The organism is Nocardia sp. CY15, from assembly GCF_009829295.1.
GTDB lineage: Bacteria > Actinomycetota > Actinomycetes > Mycobacteriales > Mycobacteriaceae > Nocardia > Nocardia sputi.
In genome coordinates, this window is record NZ_VUOT01000016.1 from 82,603 (window position 1) to 103,567 (window position 20,965).

At 68.2% G+C, this 20,965-nt stretch carries 24 protein-coding genes; 10 read left to right on the plus strand and 14 right to left on the minus strand.

Features of this window, described 5'->3' with window-relative positions:
* The first annotated feature begins 615 nt into the window (after positions 1-615).
* The gene (locus GVY39_RS19145; protein WP_159926406.1) at positions 616-864 is read left to right on the plus strand and encodes a metalloregulator ArsR/SmtB family transcription factor; all 249 of its coding nucleotides are present in this window, start codon (positions 616-618) and stop codon (positions 862-864) included.
* Positions 865-897: 33 nt separating this feature from the next.
* On the opposite strand, the gene GVY39_RS19150 is transcribed toward GVY39_RS19145, so the two are convergent.
* Positions 898-1,290 carry a hypothetical protein gene (locus GVY39_RS19150; protein ID WP_201295273.1) on the minus strand — a complete coding sequence of 131 codons (393 nt, stop codon included), beginning with the start codon at positions 1,288-1,290 and terminating at the stop codon, positions 898-900.
* A 22-nt stretch (positions 1,291-1,312) separates the two neighbouring features.
* On the opposite strand from GVY39_RS19150, the gene GVY39_RS19155 reads away from it, so the two are divergent.
* Together GVY39_RS19155 and GVY39_RS19160 are read left to right on the plus strand one after the other, a co-directional pair.
* Positions 1,313-1,741, plus strand: coding sequence for a TetR-like C-terminal domain-containing protein (locus tag GVY39_RS19155; RefSeq protein ID WP_236565534.1), 429 nt, complete (start codon positions 1,313-1,315; stop codon positions 1,739-1,741).
* Positions 1,742-2,091: 350 nt separating this feature from the next.
* Complete coding sequence (locus tag GVY39_RS19160) at positions 2,092-3,399, plus strand: hypothetical protein (protein ID WP_159926402.1); 1,308 nt, start codon at positions 2,092-2,094, stop codon at positions 3,397-3,399.
* Between the two features lie 21 nt (positions 3,400-3,420).
* Here GVY39_RS19160 and GVY39_RS19165 read toward each other — a convergent pair whose 3' ends face one another.
* Positions 3,421-4,245, minus strand: a complete 825-nt coding sequence (locus GVY39_RS19165) for a helix-turn-helix domain-containing protein (protein WP_159926400.1) — start codon at positions 4,243-4,245, stop codon at positions 3,421-3,423.
* Positions 4,246-4,433: 188 nt separating this feature from the next.
* Between GVY39_RS19165 and GVY39_RS19170 the strand changes: the two genes are divergently transcribed.
* The 4 genes from GVY39_RS19170 (at position 4,434) to GVY39_RS19185 (ending at position 8,656) form a co-directional block, all read left to right on the plus strand.
* Positions 4,434-5,177 (plus strand): NADPH-dependent F420 reductase, encoded by a 744-nt coding sequence (locus GVY39_RS19170; RefSeq protein ID WP_159926398.1) that lies wholly within the window; start codon positions 4,434-4,436, stop codon positions 5,175-5,177.
* Between the two features lie 115 nt (positions 5,178-5,292).
* Positions 5,293-5,742 carry a helix-turn-helix transcriptional regulator gene (locus tag GVY39_RS19175; RefSeq protein ID WP_159926396.1) on the plus strand — a complete coding sequence of 150 codons (450 nt, stop codon included), beginning with the start codon at positions 5,293-5,295 and terminating at the stop codon, positions 5,740-5,742.
* A 5-nt stretch (positions 5,743-5,747) separates the two neighbouring features.
* Positions 5,748-6,158 carry a VOC family protein gene (locus GVY39_RS19180; protein ID WP_159926394.1) on the plus strand — a complete coding sequence of 137 codons (411 nt, stop codon included), beginning with the start codon at positions 5,748-5,750 and terminating at the stop codon, positions 6,156-6,158.
* 104 nt (positions 6,159-6,262) lie between these two features.
* The gene (locus GVY39_RS19185) at positions 6,263-8,656 is read left to right on the plus strand and encodes an excinuclease ABC subunit UvrA (protein ID WP_159926392.1); all 2,394 of its coding nucleotides are present in this window, start codon (positions 6,263-6,265) and stop codon (positions 8,654-8,656) included.
* 56 nt (positions 8,657-8,712) lie between these two features.
* Here GVY39_RS19185 and GVY39_RS19190 read toward each other — a convergent pair whose 3' ends face one another.
* The 3 genes from GVY39_RS19190 to GVY39_RS19200 all read right to left on the minus strand — a co-directional run bounded on the left by GVY39_RS19190 (position 8,713) and on the right by GVY39_RS19200 (position 10,167).
* Positions 8,713-9,054, minus strand: a complete 342-nt coding sequence (locus GVY39_RS19190; protein WP_159926390.1) for a metalloregulator ArsR/SmtB family transcription factor — start codon at positions 9,052-9,054, stop codon at positions 8,713-8,715.
* Positions 9,051-9,503 (minus strand): SRPBCC family protein, encoded by a 453-nt coding sequence (locus GVY39_RS19195; RefSeq protein ID WP_159926552.1) that lies wholly within the window; start codon positions 9,501-9,503, stop codon positions 9,051-9,053. Before GVY39_RS19195 ends, GVY39_RS19190 begins: the two co-directional genes overlap by 4 nt.
* A gap of 148 nt (positions 9,504-9,651) precedes the next feature.
* A complete protein-coding gene (locus tag GVY39_RS19200; RefSeq protein ID WP_159926388.1) occupies positions 9,652-10,167 on the minus strand; it encodes an LppP/LprE family lipoprotein in 516 nt (171 codons plus the stop codon).
* Between the two features lie 197 nt (positions 10,168-10,364).
* Here GVY39_RS19200 and GVY39_RS19205 point away from each other — a divergent pair, with 197 nt between their 5' ends.
* Positions 10,365-11,954, plus strand: coding sequence for a bifunctional phosphatase PAP2/diacylglycerol kinase family protein (locus tag GVY39_RS19205; RefSeq protein ID WP_236565533.1), 1,590 nt, complete (start codon positions 10,365-10,367; stop codon positions 11,952-11,954).
* Positions 11,955-12,038: 84 nt separating this feature from the next.
* Complete coding sequence (locus GVY39_RS19210; protein WP_159926386.1) at positions 12,039-12,581, plus strand: YaeQ family protein; 543 nt, start codon at positions 12,039-12,041, stop codon at positions 12,579-12,581.
* An 83-nt stretch (positions 12,582-12,664) separates the two neighbouring features.
* Here GVY39_RS19210 and GVY39_RS19215 read toward each other — a convergent pair whose 3' ends face one another.
* The 3 genes from GVY39_RS19215 to GVY39_RS19225 form a co-directional block, all read right to left on the minus strand.
* Positions 12,665-13,288 carry a hypothetical protein gene (locus GVY39_RS19215; RefSeq protein WP_159926384.1) on the minus strand — a complete coding sequence of 208 codons (624 nt, stop codon included), beginning with the start codon at positions 13,286-13,288 and terminating at the stop codon, positions 12,665-12,667.
* Positions 13,285-14,085 (minus strand): MerR family transcriptional regulator, encoded by an 801-nt coding sequence (locus GVY39_RS19220; protein WP_159926382.1) that lies wholly within the window; start codon positions 14,083-14,085, stop codon positions 13,285-13,287. The genes GVY39_RS19215 and GVY39_RS19220 overlap by 4 nt, the downstream gene beginning before the upstream one ends.
* Before the next feature lie 97 nt (positions 14,086-14,182).
* Positions 14,183-14,674 (minus strand): hypothetical protein, encoded by a 492-nt coding sequence (locus GVY39_RS19225; protein ID WP_159926380.1) that lies wholly within the window; start codon positions 14,672-14,674, stop codon positions 14,183-14,185.
* An 834-nt stretch (positions 14,675-15,508) separates the two neighbouring features.
* Between GVY39_RS19225 and GVY39_RS19230 the strand changes: the two genes are divergently transcribed.
* Positions 15,509-15,925, plus strand: a complete 417-nt coding sequence (locus GVY39_RS19230; protein WP_159926378.1) for a hypothetical protein — start codon at positions 15,509-15,511, stop codon at positions 15,923-15,925.
* 7 nt (positions 15,926-15,932) lie between these two features.
* On the opposite strand, the gene GVY39_RS19235 is transcribed toward GVY39_RS19230, so the two are convergent.
* From GVY39_RS19235 to GVY39_RS19260, 6 genes are all read right to left on the minus strand, one after another.
* Complete coding sequence (locus GVY39_RS19235; protein WP_159926376.1) at positions 15,933-17,654, minus strand: urease subunit alpha; 1,722 nt, start codon at positions 17,652-17,654, stop codon at positions 15,933-15,935.
* A gap of 52 nt (positions 17,655-17,706) precedes the next feature.
* Positions 17,707-18,018: an urease subunit beta gene (locus GVY39_RS19240; protein ID WP_159926374.1), complete on the minus strand. Its 312-nt coding sequence runs from the start codon at positions 18,016-18,018 to the stop codon at positions 17,707-17,709.
* Positions 18,019-18,074: 56 nt separating this feature from the next.
* The gene (locus tag GVY39_RS19245) at positions 18,075-18,377 is read right to left on the minus strand and encodes an urease subunit gamma (RefSeq protein ID WP_040778027.1); all 303 of its coding nucleotides are present in this window, start codon (positions 18,375-18,377) and stop codon (positions 18,075-18,077) included.
* Between the two features lie 76 nt (positions 18,378-18,453).
* Positions 18,454-18,900: a PaaI family thioesterase gene (locus GVY39_RS19250; protein WP_159926363.1), complete on the minus strand. Its 447-nt coding sequence runs from the start codon at positions 18,898-18,900 to the stop codon at positions 18,454-18,456.
* Positions 18,901-18,942: 42 nt separating this feature from the next.
* Entirely contained in the window at positions 18,943-19,761 is an 819-nt protein-coding gene (locus GVY39_RS19255; RefSeq protein ID WP_236565532.1) for a carbonic anhydrase, read from the minus strand.
* 391 nt (positions 19,762-20,152) lie between these two features.
* Positions 20,153-20,863: a hypothetical protein gene (locus GVY39_RS19260; protein ID WP_159926361.1), complete on the minus strand. Its 711-nt coding sequence runs from the start codon at positions 20,861-20,863 to the stop codon at positions 20,153-20,155.
* Between the last annotated feature and the right edge of the window lie 102 nt (positions 20,864-20,965).

Genomic DNA, 20,965 nt, shown 5'->3' on the forward strand with positions numbered 1-20,965 from the left:
GGCGCGCGCCTCCCCCGGAGAGAGGACGGGCGCGCGGGGACGGGCAGCGTCGAGCCCCGACGAGACCAGACACGGTGACGCCGCGGGCAAAGGACTGCGCATCGGTGGAAATCGGATGCGCCGCCCTTACGCGTCGAAGAACTGAAAGGCGGATTCCGTGCCGCGTCGGGCGATCGGGGCGCCGTTGCCCGGCCGACGGTTACGCACGCAGATCAACAACGCGCCGGCGCAACCCGTTTCACGAGGGCGACCCGGCTGTGGACGTCGATACTGTCATCCGGCATCTGCCGCTCACCTCGCTTCGTTGGTCGACCGGCGCACGAATTGCGCCATCCATCATTAGAAACCCGTCGATCGGGGTACGTCAATCAGTTGCGCAAGTGTTCGACGGCGCGCCACTCGGTGGAAATCTAGCGGCACGCTCCGCCCGGACGACCCGGCACGCCAACCGCTTTCGCCGACGCACCGGACAGGCCGGTCGGCGGCCAGCGGTTGCGCCGGCGAACAGGGTCGTGCCACCCTACCGACAGCTTTGGAGGCGGATGTGACCCAGCACGGCGAGCCGCCGGATCTCATCCCGGCGGACCGACTACAGGACGCCGCGGCGGTTTCGGCATGCTCGCGGCCACCGCCCGCTTGCAGATACTCTGGCTGCTCGCCCAAGGCGAGCACGATGTCGGCGCCCTCGCCGCCGCTGTCGGCCAGTCCCTGCCCGCCGTGAGCCAGCACCTGGCCAAGCTCGAACTCGCCGGACTGGTCCGCGCCCATCGCGACGGCAAGCGCAACATCTACGCGATCGCCGACCCCGACATCGCCGACCTCGTCCGGTTGGCATTCCGCCACCACCGCCGGCGTCCCGACTGACCCACCGTCACCCGCCGGACTCGGGCTCGTGTCTCAACGCCTTCGGTAGTACTCGGCCAGAGCGGTGAACGCGGCTTTGGGCTCCCACGGGAGGTCGGGGTAGGTTTCGCCGTGGCGGTCTTCGAAGACTTTGACCACGCCGTAGCTCGCCAGGTCCAAGTCGTCGCGGGGGCTGCCGCTTGGGCGGTGCACGTGGTCGTAGAGCGCGAGAACGAACACGAACGCGCTGTCGACGCCCTCGGCATCGAAGGTTTCCAGCAGTTCGCGTACGTACCGCGCCTGCCCGGGCTCGTCGCGGGCGTATTCGCCGTTCAATCGAACCGGTCCGTGGGTGTCGTCGTATTCGACGATCTCCAGGCCCCTCGCGCCCAGATCGCCCGCGCCCTGGAAGGTCGCCGCGCGGGCCGGCACCAACAAGAACGCCATCTACCGGCGCTGGCCCAACCGCTTGGCGCTCGGCGTCGCCGCCTATCGCCTGCTGGCCACGATGGCGCAGCCGCCCGATACCGGAGACCTGCGCGAAGACGCACTCGAACTACTGCGCCAGGTCAACCGCCATTGGAGTTCGCCACTCGGCGCGATCCTGCGCGAACTCATCGCAGCCGCAGGTGGCGCGGCGGAACTGCTGGTCCAGCTGCCGGACCAATCCGGCGATGCCGCCACCGCGCCATGGCTCACCGTCCTCGGCCGCGCGGTGGCGCGAGGAGAAGCCGCTCCCGAATCGCTGCATCCGCGGGTCGCCACCGTCGCCCTTGTCCTGCTCCGCAACGAATTCGTCGTGCGCGGCGCGCCGAGCGCGCCCGACGACGTCCTGGTCGAGATCGTGGACGAGGTCTACTTGCCGCTGATCCGCCGGCGCGCTCCGGCGTCGAGCTGAAACCGCCCAGCCACCCCTCGGTGGCCTATGGGCGCCCACCCACCCCAAGCGTCTCGGCTCTTTCTCGGCAACCCTGCCGCTGTCGGCGCCAGGAAGGTGGCACGCGCGCTGAACAGTGCACTCTTGCGCGCCCCTGGCGCTGAGTCGCGCCGCTCTGCCCGGCACGTGAACACGAGATCAGCACCGAACCCGCCAGTAGGGTTGACCACGGCGTTGCCGGACCTGAATGCTCTGTGTTGACCGCAGCTCGAACGGGGGTATGCGAACGATTTCCATCTTCGTATCGCCGAGCTGACGGCGACGACACCGGCGCACTCCTGCTCCGGCGTCCGGACTCGAGGGAGATTCGCGTGACCTACCGCCTGGACGACATCGACTCCGTGAGCGCACGGGGGCATGCGGCGCTAGGGGGGACTCTGGCCATACAGATCGTCTGGCGGTACGACCGTCCGGTGGACATGGCCGCCCTGGAGAGATTCCACGAGGCGTTGCGGCACGGCAGGATGGGGCAGGTGGTCGCGCCCGCGATGCTCTCCGCCGCCGGGGACCGATGGACCACCCGAGCCGAGTTCAGCCCCATCGAGGTCGCGGACGCGCCGATACCCCGTGGCGAACTCGAGGCCTGGATCGCCGAGCAGGGGCGCGCGCGGTTGCGCACCTTCGGCGGGCCGGCGTGGCGGTTGGCCGTGACCGACCTCGACAACGGGGAGAGCGCCGTGTCGCTGCTGGTATCCCACACCATCGCGGACGCCCAAGCATTCTGCGCGGCGATCGCGGAGGCGGTCGCGGGCGAGCGGCTCGATCCGCATTACCGGACCGACGAGTTCGGCAGGCTACGGTTGCTGACCAGCGATCTCCGCGCTGCCACGCGGCGTGCCCGTTTGCTGCCCTCGGCTCTCGGTTTGGCGCTGCGGCTGGCCGTCGCCAGGCGCGGCGCCGAGGCCCGGGATCTCGACGAGCAGGCTCAGGACTTCCGCCTGCCGACGGTCACCGCGACGGTCCCGGCACAGCTCTGGCACGCGGCGGCACGCAACCGAGGTGGAACCGGCACCACGTTGGCGGTGGCGATGATGGCGGCCATCGCCGCCGAGATCGGTCGCACCGACGAGCAAGGCCGGGTCCGCATGATGATGCCGGTCAGCACCCGCACCGCCGGTGATCAGCGCGCGAACGCACTGACCTCGATCGACTTCGAGGTCGACCTCCGTGACGGCGAACCGGCCGACCTCGCCCCGCTGCGCGCGGTGATGAAGGAAAAGCTCGTCGCGGCCGCTGCCGCGGGTCGCAACATCCCACCGCTGATCCCGGTCGCGGTGGCGCTGCCGCGCGGCCTCTACGCGAAACTGGCGCGGCAAGCCGCCACCGACGCGGTCTCCACGGTGTGCTCCAGCGTCGGAAAGCTCGACCCCGACGTCCTTCGCATCGATGGCCGCCCGGCCTCGGCGATAACGCTCGGCTTGGTCAATCAGAGCCTGAACGACCGGACCGTGCTGACCGAACGCGGCGGCAACCTCTACGTCGCGCTGGTCGAAACCGCCGACGCGATCACGCTGCGCTTCAACGGTTTCCACCCGCCGAAACTCCTCGACGCCGAGCAGCTCACCGAGCTGGTGCGGCGGGCGCTCGCACAGTACGAACTCACGCCGACCTTCTGGTAGCGGTCCGGGCGGCAGGTCGGCTCAGCGGTTGCCGAGTTTCCGCAGCGCCTGCTCGGACGCCGAACCCGGCTCGGCGGCGAACAGGTCCAGCCCGCAACACAACGGCTCGTCGGGCAGCGCGACGAGTTCGCCGTGCAGGACCAGCTCGCCCACCACCGGGTGGTGCAGCGCGTAGGCCCGAGACCGGACCTGCGCGACCGAGCGCTCGTCCCACAGTCGGGCGAAATCGGCGCTCTCCTCCCGCAGGTGATCTATGTGTGCGGTGAGTGCGGCATCCCCTCGATATCGTCCGAGCAGAACGCGCAGATGCGCCACGTGATCGTGCGCCGCCCGCTCCCAACCGGTGCGGTACAGCGCACGTGACCGGGGTTCGCCGAACAGCAGATGCGAGAAGGTGCGGCGGTTCTCCGGCAGCGTGGGAAAGTCACCGAACACCGCCACGGCGAGCTGATTCCAGCCGACGATCTGGGTGTGTCGACCGACCAGCAGGGCGGGGGTCATCACGAACGACTCCAGCAGGCGGAGCAAGCCAGAGGTCACCTCCGGCGCGGCTCGCGTACATGGCCGGGGCCGCCGAGCGAGCCGGTGGAGGTAGGCGAGTTCGTCCCGGTCCAGGCGCAGTGCCGCGCCGACGGCATCCAGGACCTCGTCCGAGACGCGGTCACCGCTGCCCTGTTCCAAACGTGTGTAGTGGGCGACGCTCACGCCCGCCAGCCGAGCCAGCTCCTCCCGTCTCAGGCCCGCGACCCGGCGTACCGTGCCGTAGTCTCGCAGCCCGACGTCCCGCGGGCGCACGCGGGCACGGCGTGATTTCAAGAACTCGCTCAGCTCGGTCCGGTCGTCCACTCCATAACCCTATGTACGCCGGGACGTCCGAGGGTGCTCACACCGTGAGTACCCAGAACGCGGGGCTGGTCCGGCAGCCGGAACGGCTCGATGCTGTCGGACGAGTCACCGTCGCGAACCGGGCATGGCTTTCCGCGCTCGCTCGCCGCCGGTCTCACGATGTCCCCACGAACGAACGGAGCGAACGCGTGCCCCGAACCCTCGGACTCATCGGCAGCGGAATGATCGGTTCCACCATTGCCCGCCTGGCCCTCGCGGCCGGACTCGAGGTCATCCTCAGTAATTCGCGTGACCCTCGGACACTCGCCGCGCTGGTCGCCGAGCTGGGCGAAGGCGCCCGAGCGGCCACACCAGCGCAAGCGGCACGCGCGGCCGATCTGGTGGTGGCGGCCGTCCCGCTGAAAGCCCACGAACATCTCCCCGCCGAGGCGCTGGCCGGCAAGACCGTGCTGGACACCGCGAACTACTACCCCGAACGAGACGGTCACCTGTCCGAACTGGACGACGGCTCCCTGACCTCGAGCGCACTGCTGCAACGCCACCTCGCGGGCTCTCGAGTGGTCAAGGCATGCAACAACGTCACCCCGCACCAGCTGTTGTGCCTGGCCCGTCCCGCGAGCGCGCCGGATCGCAGCGCGCTGCCCATCGCCGGCGACGACGCGGAGGCGAAGGCGGAGACCACCCGGCTGTTGGACCTCCTCGGCTATGACGCGGTGGACATCGGCACACTCGCCACCAGCTGGCGCAGTGAACCGAACACACCGGTCTACGTCCAGCCCTATCTCGGCGAAGTACCCGCGATGAGCGTCGAGGCATTCCTTCGCTGGACTCTCGGGGCACCCGGGATCGTGGTTCCCGCGGCACGGGTGGCCGAGCTCGCCGAGATCGCGGTTCGCCGACCCGCCGGCGAGGCCAGGTTGCCGAGCGACTGACGCCGAACCGGGGAGGAAGGCACTCGAATCTCACCCGGCCGCCTTGGCGTGATGCCGGGTGGCCGCATCTGGACATTTGCCCGACTCGTCCCCCGGATGTGGCACGATCTGGTAGGTGACCAGCAGACCCGCCGCAGCGCAGCATTTGCACGACCTCGCGCGACTACGCCGCGTACGCGACCGTATCGACCGGGAGTATGCGCAGCCGCTGGACGTCGAGGCGCTCGCCCGGGACGCGCACATGTCGGCCGGACATCTCAGCCGCCAGTTCCGGCTCGCCTACGGCGAGTCGCCGTACTCCTATCTGATGACGCGGCGCATCGAACGCGCGATGGCGCTGCTGCGTCGCGGGGACCTCAGCGTCACCGAGGTCTGTTTCGCGGTCGGCTGCTCGTCGCTGGGCACCTTCAGCACTCGCTTCACCGAGTTGGTCGGCGTGCCGCCGAGCGTCTATCGCAGGCAGGAGGCGGACGCGGCGGCGGGGATGCCCGCGTGCGTGGCCAAACAGGTCACCAGACCGATCAGGAATCGAGAAGCGCCGGTTACCGAGCCGCAATTAGCCTGACTGCCATGGACATCACCATTCACTCGAGCTTCCTGCCGCACAACGACGCGGAGGCGGCTCTCGCCTTCTACCGTGACACCCTCGGCTTCGAGGTGCGCAAAGACGTCGGATACGAAGGGCTGCGCTGGCTCACCGTCGGCCCCGTCGACCAGCCCGAAACGTCCATCGTCCTGCATCCGCCGGGCGTCGACCCCGGCATCACCGACGACGAGCGCCGCACCATCACCGAGATGATGGCCAAGGGAACCTACGGCGGCATTCTCTTGGCAACCAAAGATCTCGATGGCGCCTTCGAGCGGCTGGCGGCCCACGACGCCGAGATCGTCCAGGAGCCGACCGATCAGCCGTACGGAGTTCGCGACTGCGCCGTCCGCGATCCCGCGGGCAACCTGATCCGCATCCAAGAACTGCGCTGAGGCGCAGCGCCCCAGCCACGACACCGGGCGATCACCGTCGCATCCGGCACCGGCACGTCGACGCAGACCAGCCGGCCCGCCCCGACCGAACAGATGGAGACACGATGAGCACGGCCACGAGGACGGACCCGCAGTCGACTGCGCCGCACGCTGCCGACAGCCACGATCTGATTCGCGTGCACGGAGCGCGCGAGAACAATCTGAAGGACGTCAGCATCGAGATCCCGAAACGCCGTTTGACGGTGTTCACCGGTGTCTCCGGCTCGGGCAAGAGCTCCTTGGTGTTCAGCACGATCGCCGCGGAGTCGCAGCGGCTGATCAACGAAACCTACAGCGCGTTCGTGCAGGGCTTCATGCCGACGCTGGCACGTCCGGAGGTCGACGTGCTGGAGGGGCTGACGACCGCGATCATCGTGGACCAGCAGCGGATGGGCGCCGATCCCCGCTCCACGGTCGGCACCGCCACCGACGCCAACGCCATGCTGCGCATCCTCTTCAGCCGGCTCGGGAAGCCGCACATCGGCTCCCCACAAGCGTTCTCGTTCAACGTCGCCTCGATCAGCGGAGCGGGCGCGGTGACGGTTGAACGTGCCGGGAAGTCCGTGAAGGAACGTCGCAGCTTCAGCATCACCGGTGGCATGTGCCCGCGCTGCGAGGGCCGGGGATCGGTGTCCGACATCGACCTCACCCAGCTCTACGACGACTCCAAGTCGCTCTCCGACGGCGCGTTCACCATCCCCGGCTGGAAGTCCGACAGTTTCTGGACGGTGCGGGTCTACGCCGAGTCGGGTTTCGTGGACCCGAACAAGCCGATCCGCGAGTTCACCAAACGGGAGATGCAGGACTTCCTCTACAAAGAGCCGACGAAGGTGAAGGTCGAGGGCGTCAACCTCACCTACGAGGGGCTGATTCCCAAGATCCAGAAGTCGTTCCTGTCCAAGGACCGGGAGGCGATGCAGCCGCATATCCGGGCGTTCGTGGACCGGGCGGTCACCTTCGCCGTCTGCCCGGAGTGCGACGGCACCCGGCTCAGCGCGGCGGCTCGATCATCCAAGATCGAAGGGATCAGCATCGCCGACGCTTGTGCGATGCAGATCAGTGACCTGGCCGAATGGGTCGGAGGCCTCGACGAGCCGTCGGTGGCGCCGCTGCTGGCCGCGCTCCGGCACACTCTCGACTCGTTCGTGGAGATCGGGCTGGGCTATCTCTCGCTCGACCGGCCCGCCGGAACGCTGTCGGGCGGTGAGGCGCAGCGCACCAAGATGATCCGCCACCTCGGTTCCTCGCTCACCGACGTCACCTACGTCTTCGACGAGCCGACCATCGGCCTGCACCCCCACGACATCCAGCGGATGAACAACCTGCTGCTGCGGCTGCGGGACAAGGGCAACACAGTGCTCGTCGTGGAGCACAAGCCGGAGACGATCGTGATCGCCGACCATGTCGTCGACCTCGGCCCCGGAGCCGGTACGGCGGGCGGCACCATCTGCTTCGAGGGTACCGTCGAGGGCCTGCGGTCCAGCGGCACCGTCACCGGGCGCCATTTCGACGACCGGGCCACTCTGAAGGAGACGGTGCGCAAGCCCAAAGGCACGCTGGAGATCCGCGGCGCCAAGGCGAACAACTTGCGCGACGTCGACGTCGACATTCCGCTCGGGGTGCTCGTCGCCGTCACCGGTGTGGCCGGGTCCGGCAAGAGCTCGCTCGTGCACGGGTCGATCCCCGCGAGCGAGGGTGTGGTGGCGGTGGACCAGACCCCCATTCGCGGCTCGCGGCGCAGCAACCCGGCGACCTACACCGGGCTGCTCGAACCGATTCGTAAGGCTTTCGCGAAGGCCAACGGCGTGAAACCGGCGCTGTTCAGCGCCAATTCCGAAGGCGCGTGCCCCACCTGCAACGGCGCGGGCGTCATCTACACCGACCTGGCGATGATGGCCGGTGTCGCCAGCACCTGCGAGGAGTGCGAGGGCAAGCGATACCAGGCGTCGGTGCTGGAGTACCACCTCGGCGGCCGCGACATCAGCGAGGTGCTCGCGATGTCGGTGCTCGAGGCCGGGGAGTTCTTCGGAGCGGGTGCGGCGCGCACGCCCGCCGCGCACGCCATCCTCGAGCGCCTCGCCGACGTAGGGCTCGGCTACCTCAGCCTCGGCCAGCCGCTCACCACGCTGTCCGGCGGCGAGCGGCAGCGGCTCAAGCTGGCCACCCACATGGCCGACAAGGGCGGCGTCTACGTCCTCGACGAGCCGACCACCGGCCTGCACCTAGCCGACGTCGAGCAACTGCTCGGCCTGCTCGACCGGCTCGTCGACTCCGGCAAGTCGGTCATCGTCATCGAGCACCACCAAGCGGTCATGGCGCACGCCGACTGGATCATCGATCTCGGTCCCGGCGCGGGCCACGACGGCGGCCTGGTCGTCTTCGAAGGCACACCCGCCGATCTGGTCGCCGCTCGTTCCACCCTCACCGGGGAGCACCTCGCGGCATACGTCGGCGCCTGACCGCGCACACGACAGCACCTCCACCGGTAACGCTTTCCCGTATGACCTTCATGCGTTCACTGCTGGTCCTGCTCGCGCTGGATGGCCTCGGCGATCCGCTTGATACGCCGGAGCCTGGCGTCCCACGCCGCGCCCACCGAGGACAGCTGCGCGACCGCGCGGGCCAGTTGCTCCTCGTCCACCCGATACCTCCGCTCCCGGCCTGCGGGCGTGGCATGCACCAAACCGACGCGGTCGAGCACGCCGAGATGTTTGGCGACCGCCTGCCGGGTCACCGGCAGCCGCTCACTGAGACCGGTGGCCGTGCCGCCACCATCGGCCAGCAACAGGTCGAGCATCCGCCGACGGGTCGGGTCCCCGACCGCGGACCACAGGTCGTCGTCGACGGCGGCGGTCACGGGGTCGATACCAGCCGAGCCAGGTACTCCCCGAGCCGGGGAACGAAGGTGTCCCACCCCGTGCTGTGTTCGCGGTATTGCTCCGCAAGCTTCGCGGCCTCCCAGCCCATCTCCCGGAACCCGGTCTCGACGAGCCGGATCCTGGTGCCCGTGCCCGACGGGGTGAGCTCGAACGTCACCAGCAGCGCGTTGGCGGAGTCGTCGACCTTGCCCTCCGGATAGCACCAGCGGAACGAGAACAATCGAGGCGGCTCGGCGTTCACCACGGTCATCGGGACCACTTCCGCCCGGTCACCCCAGACGAGCTCACCGACCGCGCCGGGAGTCACGTCGAACGAGGCGTCGTCGGTCCACCATTCCGAGATGTGCTCGGGGCTGCTGACCACCTCGAAGACCACCTCGGGCGAGGCGTCGACGAATATCTCCCGTTCGATGCTGCCGTACTCCATATCGATCACCCTTCTCCATGTGCAACTTTCGGTTGCACATGAAGCTAGTCCACCGCGCGCCATCACGCAACCATTGGTTGCCCTTTTTCGGTGCACCCCGTGTGATCCGACGGCCGCACCCCTACACGCCGCTGTGTCGGAAGCCCCATCACCACTCGGTTAGCCGCCGGGGTTGGCGACCTGGTCCGGAATCGCCGGGTTCGGTCGAACCGACCACCTTCGTATAGGACGTCGCTTTCGCCGTCGCGGTGCCGAGATAGCCGTCGTGGCTGAAGAACATCACATGCCAGGGTGAACTCGCGGTCCCGCGGGGTGTCGCCACCAGGACCCACAGCAGTGCGGGGCAGGACCCGGCGGGTGCGTCGGTGGCGCTGTCGACGACGTACGACGCGCCGCCCGGCGCGGGCCCGAGCGAGTTCACCGCTTCGGCGACCGCGCTCGAGTCCGGATCGACGCAGCGCCCCTTGCCGCTGGTAACAGGAACTTTCGGGGCGGGCGCCTCGGATGTGTCGCCTCCCTGTGCGGGCGTCGATCGAGTCGCCTCGATGGTGGACCGGCCGGGCTGGTTCGTTCCGGTCGCCGACGTATCCGATTCGCCCTGACATCCCCCCGCAGCGATGCTCACCGCGATCGCCGCCACGACCGCACCGATGATCGTCTTCATTCGCCTCCCTTTCGAATTCCCGACACCTGGGAGTCGGCTCGGGAAGAACGCTGTTACACCCCGGTTTTCGGGGCTTGCGTCCGTAGGACCGGATATGAAGGCGATCACCGCGCCTACCCGGCCGCACAGTTGGCGTCGAAATGTTTCGCGTCACGGTGTTTCGCGACGTTCGCGCGGTGATCGGTAGTGTCGACCGGGTGAGTAGCAGGGTGCGCCGGAAGTTCCACGGCATCGGACGAATCGATCGAGCGATCGGCGGCGTGGTCGCCGAACTGCCTGCCTCGGCGGTCGACCACGGTCTGTTGCGGATTACCGGCAGCGCGAATTTCAGCGGACTGTGGCTGGTCATCGCGGCGCTACTCGCCACCCGCCAGGGCGCGCCGCGGCGGGCGGCGTTCCGCGGTGTCGTCTCCGTCGCCGGCGCGAGTCTCGTCGTCAACGCGGGCCTGAAGCCGCTCGTCGCACGGCGCAGGCCTGCCGCCGAACTGCTGCCCGCGCACCGGCGGCTCACCCCTGCCCCGACGTCCTCCTCGTTCCCTTCGGGACACAGCGCCTGCGCCGCGGCCTTCGCCACGGCCGTGGCTCTGGAAAGTCCGCGCACCGCATTGGTTGTCGCCCCGCTGGCCGCCACCGTCGCGTACTCCCGGGTACACACCGGCGTGCATTGGAGTTCCGACGTGCTCGTCGGAGCGGCCGTCGGTTCCGGTGTCGCCCTGGCCACCCGCCGCTGGTGGCCGGTGCGCGAGTCGGACGAAGCGCAGGCCCGCCCGGTCCGCGAGGTACCCGCGCTGGTCGAGGGCAAAGGCCTTGTGGTCATGGTGAATCCGATCTCCGGCGACCCGAACTACGATCCCACCGACGACGTCGTCGCGGCGTTGCCCGCGGCCACCGTACTGCGCACGCGACCGGACCTGGACTGTGCCGAACAACTCGAGCAGGCCATCGCCGAACACGGCGAACCGGTCTCGGCGGTCGGCGTCGCGGGCGGTGACGGCACGGTGGCCGCCGTGGCCGCGGTCGCGCTGCGCCACGAGTTGCCGTTGGTCGTCATCCCGACCGGCACACTGAATCATTTCGCCCGCGACCTCGGCGTCTACGACCTGCGCGAGGTCATCGACGCCACCGGTGTCGGCGAGGCGGTCGCGGTCGATATCGCCAGCGTCGAGTGCGAGGATGAAACCGGTTCGCGCACCAGGTACCTGATCAACACCGCCAGCCTCGGCGCCTATCCGGATCTCGTGCAGCTGCGTGAGAAGTGGCAGTCGCGCTGGGGGAAATGGCCCGCATTCGCCGCCGCGCTCGTGGTCACGCTGCGCCGGGCCGAACCGATCGAGATCTGCTTGGACGGGCGCTGGCAGCGGGTGTGGTTCCTGTTCATCGGCAACGGCCCCTACCATCCGCACGGCGCCGTGCCCGCGTTCCGCGACCGGCTCGACGCCGGGCTGCTCGACGTACGCTGGCTGCGCGCCGATCTGCGCTGGTCGCGCACCCGTGCGGTGCTGGCGCTGCTGCTGGCGGCGATCGGCCACAGCAAGGTCTACGGCGAGCGCCAGTTACCCGAACTCTTCGTACAGCTACCCACACCGGAGGCGCTGGCCACCGACGGTGAGGTGGTCGGCAAAGCCACCCGCCTGCACTTCGCCATCGCGGGCCAGCTACCGGTCTACCGTCGCGACGAATCGAACCCGCTGTGGGCCGATCGCAGCCGCCCCCATCACCGCAGAGCCCCTTGGTTGCGGGACGTATTCCGGGCCCGCCCGTATCAGCGCCGAGCGGGCGAAGACTGAGCCGGCATTACTGGGCGCGCTATTCGTGGTGATCGCCATGGCACTTCCGGGCTGCACTGCGACCGCCGTTAAGCTCCTGCACCTATGGCACTCAGCGCGACACTGCACAACTTCGCCGTCCAACTGGCCGACGTCGATCGGGGCGTCTACCAGGAGTTGGAGTTGCGGGTAGCGCGTCACCCGTCCGAAACCGCGGAGTTCATGCTGACGCGAGTGCTGGCCTATTGCCTCGAGTACGAGGAGGGAATCGCCTTCAGCGACGGCGGGGTATCCTCCACCGACGAGCCCGCGGTGCTGGTGCGCGACCTCACCGGACGCCTCACCGCGTGGATCGAAGTCGGCGCGCCCGACGCCGACCGGCTGCATCGCGGGAGCAAACTCGCCGAACGCGTCGCGGTCTACACCCATCGTGACCCCGCGAAGGTGCTGGCGCAATACACCGGCAAGCGCATCCACCGCGCCGAAACGATTCCGCTATACAGCTTCGATCGCGACGTCATCGATGCCGCCGTCGCCGCGATCGAACGCCGTAACACGGTCATCCTCTCCGTCACCGAACGCCTGCTGTACTTGGACATCAACGGCACGGGGCTGAGTACATCGATCCATGAGCATCGGCTCGAGTGATCCTTCGCTCGGCGCCTCGGCGATTGTGTGAGCCTGGTAGGCGTGCTTTTACCCGCACTCCGCGTCGCTCACAGGGTGCACGGCTAGGTGCGCCCATTCGACGTTCGACGCACGTCTGTTTGTTGTGCCTCCCGTATCGCATCCGCGAGCTGCGACGGCTCGTCCACATACAGGCATATCGTGGTGACAGGCCCTGAGCTGCGCCATTTCTCGATGAAAGCGGGCGTGGCGTCAGTTCGCTGCCGGAGCGAAAGCTCGATGTTGGTGCCTTCATGATTCGGGAGGTGCAGACTGCCGCCCTCGATCACGGGTGCCGTACGCGAATACCGCCGCATGGTCACGACACGCGTTATGTGGTTGACCGGAACCTCGGCGACGACTTTCCCGGTCCGCCGAAGAACGAGCACGCCTCCCGACAAATAGTGCGGATGTACGACATCGTCGGCGATGAACGCGGCCAGCAGTACGAGGGACGACAGAGAGACCACTGCGAGAACGATCTTCAGCCAGACCCACGGAAGAACCAGATGCAGGACCACGACCTCGATCAGTGTGGCGGCCGCGAAGGCGACAGGCATCGTGAGCACGCCCGCTGACGCCGTGAATACCAGCCCGTTCCCTGGATCGGTCTTCCCTCGGATCCACATCCACACCGACCGATATGCCCTGAGCCGCGAACGAGCGAAGCGAAAGATCGGCGACATCATGAAGTCACCGGCTCAGGGTGCGTCGACAAGATCTCGAGAGCACGCAGTACGACCTGGCGCTGAGCATCGTCAGGAATGCATTCGTCGAGCCGGAGACCGCCGATTGTGTCGTCGTCGGGCACAGCGAAGACCGTCTCCGCAGGGAGCGAGCTGCTCAGATGACCGGCGAGCTCATTCGCAGCGAGTTCGATCTGTTCGGCGGCATCCCCGACCCGCCTCCCCTCGAGCTTTCCCCATGCCTGAAGGAGCTGCCGATAGACGACACGCGTGTCAGCGCAGCTCAACATCTGCGCGAACCACGTCAAGACCTGATCCGGCAGAGCGCTCGAAATCGCAAGGACCTCCAGTAGGTCCTTTTCGCGCTCGAGCGTTCGAATCTCTGCCTCGCAGCTTGCTTCCGATCGCACCGTATGGAACGCCGCAACCAGATCCGCTGGAAGAGCGGTCAGCTCCTCTCCTTGGACCGCGGATTGCAGCAGTCGCGTCAATCGCTGTCGCTTCAGTTCCAGCGTAGTGATCTCGCGCTCGCAGCTCGAGATGAGTGCGTGCAGATCGTCACGGAGATCGTCGGCGCCGGTGGTCGATCGTTTCTCGGCCAGGACCGTCGCCACGGAACCAAGCGGTAGACCGTTCTCGGCAAGCCAGCGGATACGCATCAGTCGCGCAAGGTCTTTGAGCGAGTAATCGCGATAGCCGTTTGCGCTGCGCGTGGGTTCTGCGAGTAGACCGAGCCGGTGGTAGTGGCGCACTGCACGAGGTGTCGTGCCCGCGGCCCTCGCGAGTTCGCTGGTTCTCATGCGACCCAGTCTCAACTATGACCTTGCGTCATGGTCAACGCTCCGAGAGTGGCTCGATTACAGGAAGCCTGTTGGCGTCCGCAGCGGTCCCGAGGCGTCAGACACCGAGTTCGTCGCATAGATCGAGGTAGCGGTGGAGGTAGTCGGGCGACGATCTGTGCGCCGACAATCCGACCGTGTCGAACTCGTCCAATCCCGCTGCCGCGGTGACACCCAGAGTCCGCAGCGCCGCATTGATCGTGCTCACGGAGAGCAACGGCCCACCCGCAACGGATACCGTGGCCCACTGCTCTCCGGCACCGGCGAAGTAGTCCGTGAACACCACTGCGAAGGTCGGATCGGGCCTGGCGGACAAGTCGGCGGCGAGTATGCGGAGAACGCCTTCGCGGGGGAACAGCCCAGACGCCTCCGATGGCAACTCGACATAGTCGGCAACCTTCCGCGTCGCTTGCCAAAAGGCCGTGTAGTAGTGCGTGAGATGAAAAAGCGTCAGGCCACCGTGCAGAGGCACCGGCACCAGGTCCCACCGGTCTGCCGCCGCAGTGTCGTGGGTCCCGGGAAGTATGAGCGCGGTAATGGCATGCGGCACAGTGGAATTCTATCGACGGCACGTCCCGGCCGGACCGGCTCGAAGCGTTGTCACGCCGACGTAGCGCGTCTCATCGGATTCGGCGTTCGCACTCTTCGAACGCCGCTCCCGTCTCGAAGCAGTCGTAACGGCCGCTCTGCATGTCACCACTGGTAGGAGGCTCACCACAGAGCAGCCCGCAGCGCTGATAGTTCGGGACGCCGGTGCCGTCGGGCCAGCGACAAGCATCCCTGTCGCAGGTGTAACCACGCGTGTTGGGATCGCGAGGGATCGGATCGCGGCTGTAGGACCACACGAACGCGTCGGCACCCCGCACCTGTGTGCAGTAGGCGGTGCGACCGTCGGCAAGTCGGCCGACCGCCCCGCGCTCCGGGCAGTAGTCGTTCAAGGTGACAGTAGGACCCGATGATTGCGATCCGGACCCACTCCCGGACGGCGGCGCTGCCGCGGAAGTCGCGAACATCGCAGTCAGAAGCACCACCACTCCAACGCCCCCCACGGCCAGCCGACGCCTCACCCCTCGCCCCTTCCTGTTTCGGCCACGAGTGGCACACCTGCGAGAGCCCTACTCACAACTCGCCCAGCCGTGTGCCACTCCTGGACCTCGAATCGTGTCAGGCGGTGCACAACTCCCAGCTACCCGCCGGACAGGTCTCGCGATCGCGATTCATCGAAAGCTGTACGCCGAATGGCCGAAGCAATGTCATGGTAGCGCCGCAGATCACCGGCGTGCTCCATGTACAGGTCGGCCTCTGGCGTCTGTCCCGAAGTCGAGAATCCCGAACGCGCCGTGCAGAACACCTCCGTCTCCTGGCCCAGCAGCGCTCCGCCGACATGCGCTCCGACCTGCGCTCGGTCGAATGGCCGACGACCTGGACGGGTGGCGCACCCGTCCAGCCGCTCCCGCTCGCCGAAACACATCTCGCGATGCAGTTGCACCGCGAGCACGGCTGCGCCCGCGAGCGCGCCGCGTTCGCGGCGTTGGTCGCGGCCGGGCGCATCACGCCCGATTCGACCCGAGCACACCGATTTCGGGAGGACCTGATGACTGACAGCGAACGCCACCTGCCGGAAACGGAATGCCTGAGCCTGCGACTCCACCAGCTCACCGCGCGAGCCGGACGAGCGGGCTACCGCCTGCTGCGCGGCGGCTCGGTGCCCTACATCTGGGAACTCGTCGACGCCGACGACGGCGCACCCATCACCGCCGCGATCGACCTCGACCAGATCGAGCAGTGGCTCGACTCGTGAGCGCGATTCAGAAGAGGAAATATCGCTGCGCCATGGGCAGTTCGGTGGCGGGTTGTTCGCGCCAGACCTCGCCGTCGATGCGCACGGTGAAGGTGTCCGGCTCGACCTCGATGCGCGGCATGGCGTCGTTGTGCGGCATGTCGGTCTTCCGCACGCCACGGACGTTGCGGACCGGCGCCAGTTTGCGCTGGACCCGCAACCGGTCGGCGAGGCCATCCTCGATCGCCTGCTCGGAGACGAAATGCAGCGAAGTGGCGGCGGCGGTCGCCGGGGCGGCGCCGAACATGGGGCGCGGCAGCACCGGCTGCGGCGTGGGAATGGAGGCGTTGGCGTCGCCCATCGCGGCCCAGGCGATCGCACCGCCCTTGAGCACGGCGTGCGGGCGGACGCCGAAGAACGCGGGCTCCCACAGCACCAGGTCGGCGAGCTTGCCGACCTCCACGGAACCGATCTCGTGGTCGAGGCCGTGCGCGACGGCCGGGCAGATGGTGTATTTCGCGACGTAGCGCCGCACGCGGGCGTTGTCGGCGGGGCCGTCGCCCGGCAGCGGGCCGCGACGGCGCTTCATCACGTGCGCGGTCTGCCAGGTACGCAGCACGACCTCGCCGATGCGGCCCATGGCCTGCGAGTCGCTGCCGATCATCGAGATGGCGCCGAGGTCGTGCAGCAGATCCTCCGCCGCGATGGTGGACGGACGGATGCGGCTCTCCGCGAAGGCCAGATCCTCCGGGATCGAGGCACTCAGGTGGTGGCACACCATGAGCATGTCCAGGTGCTCGTCGAGGGTGTTGATCGTGTGCGGGCGCGTCGGATTGGTCGAGCTGGGCAGCACATTGGGATGGGCGGCGACGGTGATGATGTCGGGCGCGTGCCCGCCGCCCGCGCCCTCGGTGTGGTAGGCGTGGATGCCGCGGCCCGCGATGGCGGCGAGGGTGTCCTCGACGAATCCGGCCTCGTTCAACGTGTCCGAGTGCAGCGCCACCTGCACTCCGGCGGCGTCGGCCACGGTGAGACAGGCATCGATCGCGGCGGGCGTGGAGCCCCAGTCCTCGTGCAGCTTGAAACCCGATGCGCCAGCGCGTAATTGTTCCCACATTGCCTCGGCGCTGACGGTGTTGCCCTTGCCGAGCAGCACGATGTTCACCGGCCAGCCGTCGGTGGCCTCGAGCATCCGCGCCAGATGCCACGCGCCGGGCGTCACGGTGGTCGCCTTGCTGCCCTCGGCCGGGCCGGTGCCCCCGCCGATGAGGGTGGTGATGCCGCCGCCGAGCGCCTCCTCCAGCAGCTGCGGGCAGATGAAGTGCACGTGACAGTCGATGGCGCCCGCGGTGAGGATGCGGCCGTTGCCCGCGATGATCTCGGTGGAGGGGCCGACGACGAGGTCCGGGTGCACCCCGGTCATGGTGTCGGGATTGCCCGCCTTCCCGATGGCGCTGATCCGTCCGTCGCGAATCCCGACGTCGGCCTTGACGATCCCCCAGTGATCGATGATCACCACGCCCGTGATCACGGTGTCGGGAGCGCCGTCGGCGCGGGTCGCGCGGGACTGGCCCATCGACTCGCGCAGTACCTTGCCACCGCCGAACACGGCCTCGTCGCCCGCGCGGCCCGGTCCCCCGCTGCGGTCCTCGGTGATCTCGATCAGCAGGTCGGTGTCCGCCAGGCGGATCCGGTCGCCCGTCGTCGGCCCGAACAGTTCGGCGTACCGCGCCCGGCTCAGCTCACTCATCGCGTCCTATCTCCTGAGCCCTCGTACGGCTGACACTCCTCGTCGCCTGCGCCTAGTCATCGAGGCGGCCCGGCGGGGTCAGGGTGATCCCGTGGACCTCACGGGCGCCGCCCAACGGCACGAGCCGAACCCGTTGCGCCAGACCGGGCTCGAAGCGCACCGCCGTCCCGGCCGGGATGTCGAGACGGCGGCCGTGGGCGGCGTCTCGGTCGAAGTCCAGGGCCGCGTTCGCCTGCGGGAAGTGCACATGGCTGCCGACTTGCACGGGGCGATCACCGGTATTGAGCACGTCGAGTTCGATGCCCTCCGCGCCGGAATTCAGCTCGATGACGCCCTCGGCGCAGAAATACTCGCCGGGAATCATGCCCGGCCTCGGCGCGATCCGCAGGCGGCCTCGCTCTGATACCGCATGACGTCCGCCTAGCCGATCGGGTGGTGCACGGTGACGAGTTTGGTGCCGTCCGGGAAGGTCGCCTCCACCTGGACGTCGGGAATCATCTCCGGCACGCCTTCCATCACGTCGGCGCGGGTGAGCACCGTGCGTCCCGAGGACATCAGCTCGGCGACGGTGCGGCCGTCCCGCGCGCCTTCCAGCACGTGGTCGGTGATCAACGCGACCGCCTCCGGATGGTTCAGTTTGAGCCCGCGCGCCTGCCTGCGCCGGGCCAGCTCGGCGGCGTAGCTGAGCAGCAGGCGCTCCTGCTCATGCGGCGACAGTCGCATCCTGGCTCCTCACCGGTTCGCAGTGGCGGGTGACGGACATTCTGGCACGCTCGTTCAGCTGTCGCCGGACGAGCGCTCAGGAAGGCCGCGGCAGATTCTGCAACCGCACCTGACCGCGCGCCACGGTGCGTCCCTGCTCGTCGGTGATCACGACCTGCCACAGCTGTTGCAGCCTGCCGCGATGCAGGGGCGTCGCTTCACCCGACAGCGTGCCCTCGCGCACCGCGCGCAAGAAATCGGTGTTGTTGTTCACGCCGACGACCGTGCCCTGGTCGCCGAACCAGATGCCGCCGGCGATGCTGGCGAGCGTCTCGATGACGGTGCAGTACACGCCGCCGTTCTGGATACCCGCGGGCTGGTAGAGATGCGGTTTCACGACCCATTCGCCGCGCACGCGGTCGGGGGTCAGCTCGGTGTAGCGCAGGCCGATCAGGTCGGCGAAGGTGCCTTCGCTGTAGGCGTTCATCTGCTCCGGTGTGACGCCCGACAGCGAGCCGAACCGCTGCGTCTCCTGCTGTGTCATGCATTCACTGTCGCACAGCTCGCACGGCCCGCCGTCGCGGCCTCACCCGCCGGCAAGCGTGATCGGACGCCCGTTCAACGGCTGAGTCGGCCGATTGCTGTGCGCGAACAGCGTCCGGTACCGCTCCGCGTCGGCGGGGTCCACCGCGACCGGACTGCCGAGCACCGTCCACGAGACGCCCTCGCTGCACGGAGGGGTGGTGAGTGAACCCTCGTACCGGTACTGGTCGACGACGGCCGGCAACAGCGAGCGCAGGTCTATCGGGCCCGGCACGATGGGTCCGACGTCCACCGCTCGCGGCGCGACCGAGAGGATCGGCGCGTAGGCCGAGGGTCCCGGTGTGGCTTGCAGCAGCACGCCCAGCACGGCCAGCTTGCCCGTGGCGCTCTTGTGCACGAAGTGCGCTTCCATCGTGGTGCCCACGCCGTCCACGGTGTGCTCACTGGGCAGATGGAAATGGAACTGCGCGAGTTCGAACGGCACGCCGTCGACCATGACGCGGTTTCCGTTGCCCGGTCGCAGATTCGCCTGCACGGTGTGCCCGTTGTTCCGCAGCGTCACCGCGGGCACCGAGTGATAGTCGATGACGATGTGCTCGGACGACTCGAGCAGGGCGTGACTGGGCAGGTCGACGGGTGACTGCTGATGGCCGCTCTTGCAGGTCAGATAGTCCCGGTCCAGCTCAGCCCAATGGTCGGGCCCCTCGGCGTCGTAGTCCCAGTGCGGCGCGGCGTGCGGAGTCGGCTGGGCTGGACCGGTCCCCTCCCGCTCGCCGGCACCACAGGCGGGCAGGACGAGTACCGCGACAGCGGCCAGCGCGGCCGCGATCGAACGGGGACGGGACGGTCTGATGGTGAGCAAGTCGGTACAACCCCTCGAACTACCGTTGAGCCGCCGCGAACGCCGGTGACTCCGGCGGCGTCATCGGGACTCGGAGATAGGGCGCGCGACGATGCGCGCCGATGGTCGTGACACGGCACCGAGCGCAGCCGCGGCGTGGCGGTGACCTGCCGACGGCGGCCCGGACATCCAATGCTCTTGATGTGCAGGGTGTTCGGCGTTCGTGTCGGCGTCAGCGTAGATCCGAGACATGACGGCACGCCAGAGCCGAGCGGCGCGACATAGTTCACAGCGGGATACAGAGCGGCGGGCCCCACAAGGAGTGGAGCCCGCCGCGGCAAGGGATCGGGGGTCACCGCAGCCCTCGGGACTCTCACGCGATCCGTACGCCGAGAACGAGTATAGGTCAGGCTTACCTAACTAAGCAAGACCCCGACCGGCGCACCGGCAGCCCCCGCTCGGCCATCGCCGCCAGCAGTCCCTGACCGCGCCGCGCACCGGCGGCGGAATCGGTCCGCGCCAGATCCGGCACGTAAGTCGATGCGCCCGCGACGGATTCACCCACCAGCGACCAGAACCGCCGGGCGCTCAGCCCCGAGCAGCGCGCCATGTTCTGCTGGACGACGGTCAGCGCGGACTCGCAGCGATGCGCCAGCCAGATGTACATCGCCTCCACGCAAGGCAGCGTGACCACACTCGGCCCGCCCGCCAGCGGATCGCCATCGACCACGCGAATCGTGGTGTCCGACAGGCCTGCCCAGTCGATTCCGCCGTCGTTGTCGGTATGGATCCAGAGATTCTCCAACCCCGGGTCCCACGCCCGCTCCTCCGCGACGAGCAGCGCGACCACCCGTCCCACGATCGCGTGGATGAGTGCTGTGGCAACCACTTCCGCTGCGATGTCGGCGCTGATCATCTCCGCCGCGTGCCGCCGGTACATGAGTTCGACCCGCCCCTCGCGCACTCCGTCCGCCAGCTGCCACCAGCGTCGTTTCCCCTGCTCGGCCATCGCCGCGACCGCGTATACCCGAGGATGTTCCGGTTGCAGCGTGCGAAGCCGGGCGCAGGCGCGTCCGAACGCCGTCATCGATCGATGTTCTGGCGTGGTGATGAGCTCGGTCATCGAACCTCCTCCGGGATCGGCTCCGTCGCAGGGCGCGGCGGACACTCGGCCATGCCCGTGTAGCGAAAGATAGGTTAGGCTTACCAGACCCAGCAACCGTAC

Excerpts from the sequence above, each read along its gene's own strand:
- GVY39_RS19210 (WP_159926386.1), top strand. The coding sequence starts at position 12,039 with ATGGCACTCAGCGCGACACTGCACAACTTCGCCGTCCAACTGGCCGAC.
- GVY39_RS19260 (WP_159926361.1), bottom strand. The coding sequence starts at position 20,863 with ATGACCGAGCTCATCACCACGCCAGAACATCGATCGATGACGGCGTTC.
- GVY39_RS19220 (WP_159926382.1), bottom strand. The coding sequence starts at position 14,085 with ATGAGAACCAGCGAACTCGCGAGGGCCGCGGGCACGACACCTCGTGCA.
- GVY39_RS19215 (WP_159926384.1), bottom strand. The coding sequence starts at position 13,288 with ATGATGTCGCCGATCTTTCGCTTCGCTCGTTCGCGGCTCAGGGCATAT.
- GVY39_RS19195 (WP_159926552.1), bottom strand. The coding sequence starts at position 9,503 with ATGGAGTACGGCAGCATCGAACGGGAGATATTCGTCGACGCCTCGCCC.
- GVY39_RS19180 (WP_159926394.1), top strand. The coding sequence starts at position 5,748 with ATGGACATCACCATTCACTCGAGCTTCCTGCCGCACAACGACGCGGAG.
- GVY39_RS19250 (WP_159926363.1), bottom strand. The coding sequence starts at position 18,900 with ATGACACAGCAGGAGACGCAGCGGTTCGGCTCGCTGTCGGGCGTCACA.
- GVY39_RS19245 (WP_040778027.1), bottom strand. The coding sequence starts at position 18,377 with ATGCGACTGTCGCCGCATGAGCAGGAGCGCCTGCTGCTCAGCTACGCC.
- GVY39_RS19230 (WP_159926378.1), top strand. The coding sequence starts at position 15,509 with ATGCGCTCCGACCTGCGCTCGGTCGAATGGCCGACGACCTGGACGGGT.
- GVY39_RS19145 (WP_159926406.1), top strand. The coding sequence starts at position 616 with ATGCTCGCGGCCACCGCCCGCTTGCAGATACTCTGGCTGCTCGCCCAA.
- GVY39_RS19240 (WP_159926374.1), bottom strand. The coding sequence starts at position 18,018 with ATGATTCCCGGCGAGTATTTCTGCGCCGAGGGCGTCATCGAGCTGAAT.
- GVY39_RS19235 (WP_159926376.1), bottom strand. The coding sequence starts at position 17,654 with ATGAGTGAGCTGAGCCGGGCGCGGTACGCCGAACTGTTCGGGCCGACG.
- GVY39_RS19150 (WP_201295273.1), bottom strand. The coding sequence starts at position 1,290 with ATGGCGTTCTTGTTGGTGCCGGCCCGCGCGGCGACCTTCCAGGGCGCG.
- GVY39_RS19200 (WP_159926388.1), bottom strand. The coding sequence starts at position 10,167 with ATGAAGACGATCATCGGTGCGGTCGTGGCGGCGATCGCGGTGAGCATC.
- GVY39_RS19185 (WP_159926392.1), top strand. The coding sequence starts at position 6,263 with ATGAGCACGGCCACGAGGACGGACCCGCAGTCGACTGCGCCGCACGCT.